Here is a 3917-nt window from a genome sequence, read left to right as displayed (position 1 = left end):
TTAGGTCTGGGACAGGCCGAATCGACGCCCGTGGAGACTGCGACCGCTGTGGAAACCGATGGAGGACAGTCTTCGTCGGTTCCTGTAAGTCGCGTCGTTGAAACGGGAAGCCTCGGGGCTTGACCCCAAGGCGGTTCACCAATTTGAAGCAGTCCCCGAGAGCGTCGTTATCGATGCCAAAGAGACCTTCATTGAATGGACGGATCTCGATGCGTCATTCACAGATTTCGTCGTCGCTGCACACATGGACGAGCTAGATGTTGATCATGTACTCACGTACGACCGCCATTACGATGCCTTCGATGTCACGACACTCCCGTATCGAAGCCAAGAGTGATCACAACCACGTCCGAAATACAGGCCCCCTGTCAGAAATGCTCTGCTAGTAGATCTGGCCAGCGACGCTGAGACGCTCCAGAGAGCCCACACCCAGCACTACCCCCGCAGCGAGCGCAAGCGAGAGTAGCCCCCACGCGATTGCCGCACTGCCGGTCACAACCGATGATGGGACCGCAAGCCGAGCCAACAACACAGTGACGAACGCACCGCTCCCGCCAGCAAACAGTACGAAGAGAGTGGCCCACGCACCTACCCAAGATTGAGACAAATTGCGTACAGATGGTACCCAGCCGGTAGGAGCACTATCAGTAGTCGCAGAGCCGGTCGACGCTGCAGCTGAAGTCTGATCTCCTTCACCGGAGGCCACAGTACCAGTGCCTCGGAGAGCAGTCCCCTGGCCACTAACGCTAACCGACCCATCATTATCGCTCCTATCCGCCATCGCGGTCTCCCCAGTGGAACCACACTGGGCACCCTCCGAGCCGTCCGCACCGCTCCAAACTAAGTAGTATCGATAAGTCTGCATTTGGTCGTTACAGTTGAGAAACCCGGCTTCGACCAGGTCCCGTAACGCAGTATTACCCGTCGTCCGTGAATTGAACTCCAGATCGGGATAGGTCGCTTCGAGGTACTCTTGAACTTCACTTCGCGTGAGGGCTTGCTCTTGCTCCGTTGCGTCACGATCGACAAACGCTTCGAGATACTTATATCGGGCGTGCGTTCTGACTTGATCAAACCCAGCATCAAGGAGCGCGACAGCCAGCGCCTCGGGAAGTATATCAGAACGTATTGCTTGATTGGTCATTACCAGGCGCTTCTCAGACTCACATTATAGTCATTTTGGTCAGAAAGGCCGCAAACAAAATTAGCATATATTTCTTCTCTCAGCCGGCGCACGTCTATTCATTATGTGAATCGCCTCGGGGTCAAGCCCCGAGGCTTCCCGTTTCCACGACGTGACTTGCAGACACAGACTCGAAGTGAGCCGTGTCCGTAGCGGTCACAGTCTCCACGGGCGTGTCTTCGGGCCATCCCAGCCCTAATTCAGCAAAGCCTCTCTGCAGGACGTTCATCGCCGCATTCGCGTCCCTATCCGTCTCAAATCCACACGACGGACAGGAGTGTTCCCTGACCCAGATGGATTTCGTTGTCTCCACACCGCACGACGCGCATTCTTTGCTCGTGCCTCGGGCTTCGACCTGCACGACGTGACTGCCGTACAATTTTGCTTTGTATTCGAGCAGGGTGATGAACTGTCGCCACGCCGCATCCTGCTTGTTTCGAGTGTTGTGCGACTGTTCAAGCATCCCCTTCACGTTCAGGTCTTCGACGAATACGGCGTCGTACTCGCGGACGAGCCATGTCGTTATCTTGTGCTGGTAGTCCAGCACCTTCCGACGAATCCGACGCTTGAGTTTGGCAACTTCGACTCGTTGTTTCTCGTAGTTGTTCGACCCCTTCTCCTTCCGAGATAACTTACGCTGTTCGCGTCCGAGTCGCTCGTAGTCGTTTTCGAGGTCGAGCCAATCCACGGTTTTGCCGTCGCTAGTGTGGATGTAGTTGAGTATTCCGAGGTCGATGCCGACGCTGTTGCTCGCGTCCAGCGATTCTACGTCGGGTTTCTCGGGGAGATCGGCGTCGTCGGTTTCGAGGCCGAAGGAGACGAACCACTCGCCAGTCGTCTCCTTTTTGAAGGTGACCTCTTTGATGGTGGCGTGGTCGGGAATCGGGCGGTGGTAACGAATCTTCACCCAACCGATTTTGCTGAAGCGGACGTACGCGAACCTGTCTTGGCCCCTCTTTTCATCGAGGTCGAAACCAGACTGGTTGTACGTGACGCTTCGATAATCGGTGGGCGCTTGCCGTTTGAGCCGACCAACGTTGTATCCCTTCTCTTTCTTCTTGCGAAGGTTCGAGAGGTTCCGATAGAAGCGTGCGACGGTAGCTTGGGCGGCCTTCGAGTGTAGTTTACTGAAGACGGGCCACTTTCGCTTCCAGTCGGGAAGTTTGTTGTTCTGGTCGTACTCACTCGGCTTATTGTCTTCCGGGGCTTGTTCGTAGTCCCAGCGGACGTGGTTGTAGAGCTGGCGATGAACATCCAGATGGTGTTCCAGTCCAGCCGCTACCTCTTGTGTCGGGTAAGCGTGGTAGCGGTGACTGTGTTCCATCGCTGTCTATTGATTAGTGAGGTGTTCAGTTAGTGGTTTGTATCACGAGTTGTCGGCTTCATCCCCGAGGTCAAGCCTCGGGGTATTCGTCTTGTCCGCCGATAAAAACCACGTGGTTAGTGTACGGTCGTATGATTCCCTGAACGCCCGTTTAACGTGCTCTACGCCCGTTTGATCCTCGAATCCGTTATTATGACTCCCTGAGTGCGCTGAATCGTCAGCAATGGCGAACCACGACATACTGACCAACCGAGTCGAAACAGCCTATCGGGCGGCTGGCTACACGATCGACAGCGACCGAGCCGACCAACGAGGTCCAGTTAGCTTCCACGTGTCCCGCGCTGGACCGCAGATTGCTGTCCTCGCCAACGCCAGTAACGTCATCAAGCCGGGAGTGGTGCTCAAAACTGTCGGCCAACTCACCGCCGCCGCAGAGCCAGTCCATATCGCAACCACATCCGCACAACATGCCGAGAGACTTCGGGCACTACTCGAGTGCCCAGTGGTGATGCGGACGACAGCAGGCGCAGAGTGCTACACCCAGCCAGCTCCGTTCACCCCGGACGGCAACGAGCGGACCTGTACGGAGTCATGCGTGTGGGTCGCAACAACCGACGAGCAACCGGCGCCTGTTGAACCGATCCTCTCTGTTGAGCTCCCACCCGCGTCCGATCAAGAGGCCGACCTCGGTGACCGACACCAAGTGCGCGATAGCAACGAGCCTGAAACCCAATTCGAGAACGATATCCTCGAAACGGGAGCCACCCAATCCGAACGCTGGAACAGTACAATCGAGAAGGGGCCCCGCTACGATGCGTGGATAACGGAACACGACGGACGCTGCCCGCCCGCAGAGCGACCGTCACTCCTTCGGACAGCCTTCGTCCCGCAGTGCTCGTCGTACGAAGAGTACACCAAGGTCATGATTCTCGATGGCGAGCTGACGCTCGAAGAGAATCGACCTGCCAACATCGGACTCGAGCAAGCTCGCAGTCCCGCAGTCACCGAGCCACAACTGGACACCCCGGACAGCCGACCGTTCACCGCAGTCCATCTGATCCCGCGAACGGACTGGAACAGCATCGTCAACAGCACCCCAAATTGACACCCTCTCCGCCCTGAACGGCAAAGATTTCCACGGCCCCGCACCGCTGGTTTGGGGTGTTTACAGGCTGTCGAGGCGAATGCCACGGGGCTTGACCCCGTGGATGAAGCCGACAACCATTCGTCTTTAGCTAAGACTCACACCTCGGTTGTGTAGCGGTAGCGAGCGTCTCCTGTACGATCGGTCGTTGCTGGTGAATCTTCTGGGCGTCCTCGATCAGCCGCTCCAGCAACGGCGGTGGCGAGTAACCGAGATACTCACCGAGTTCATGGAGGATGAGCTGGGCGTGCGACCGGAAGGTCGCC

General features: G+C 57.0%; 3 protein-coding genes and 2 pseudogenes. 3 read left to right on the top strand and 2 right to left on the bottom strand.

Annotated features, from left to right (window positions below; genetic code table 11):
* Window positions 1–123: pseudogene (locus tag B9H04_RS19710) on the top strand (RNA-guided endonuclease TnpB family protein); the annotation flags it as partial.
* A complete protein-coding gene (locus tag B9H04_RS18455) occupies window positions 98–337 on the top strand; it encodes a type II toxin-antitoxin system VapC family toxin (RefSeq protein ID WP_049933556.1) in 240 nt (79 codons plus the stop codon). The pseudogene B9H04_RS19710 and the gene B9H04_RS18455, both read left to right, overlap by 26 nt.
* Window positions 338–1265: 928 nt before the next feature.
* Here the strand turns inward: B9H04_RS18455 and B9H04_RS17590 are convergent.
* The gene (locus B9H04_RS17590; protein ID WP_049933558.1) at window positions 1266–2507 is read right to left on the bottom strand and encodes an RNA-guided endonuclease InsQ/TnpB family protein; all 1242 of its coding nucleotides are present in this window, start codon (window positions 2505–2507) and stop codon (window positions 1266–1268) included.
* A gap of 223 nt (window positions 2508–2730) precedes the next feature.
* Here B9H04_RS17590 and B9H04_RS17585 point away from each other — a divergent pair, with 223 nt between their 5' ends.
* Window positions 2731–3612, top strand: coding sequence for a hypothetical protein (locus B9H04_RS17585; RefSeq protein WP_049933559.1), 882 nt, complete (start codon window positions 2731–2733; stop codon window positions 3610–3612).
* A 130-nt stretch (window positions 3613–3742) separates the two neighbouring features.
* Here the strand turns inward: B9H04_RS17585 and B9H04_RS18450 are convergent.
* Window positions 3743–3917, bottom strand: a pseudogene (locus B9H04_RS18450) (IS4 family transposase); the annotation flags it as partial.

The organism is Halorubrum ezzemoulense DSM 17463 (genome assembly GCF_002114285.1).
GTDB classification, from domain to species: domain Archaea; phylum Halobacteriota; class Halobacteria; order Halobacteriales; family Haloferacaceae; genus Halorubrum; species Halorubrum ezzemoulense.
This window is presented reverse-complemented; position numbering and strand designations above follow the sequence as displayed.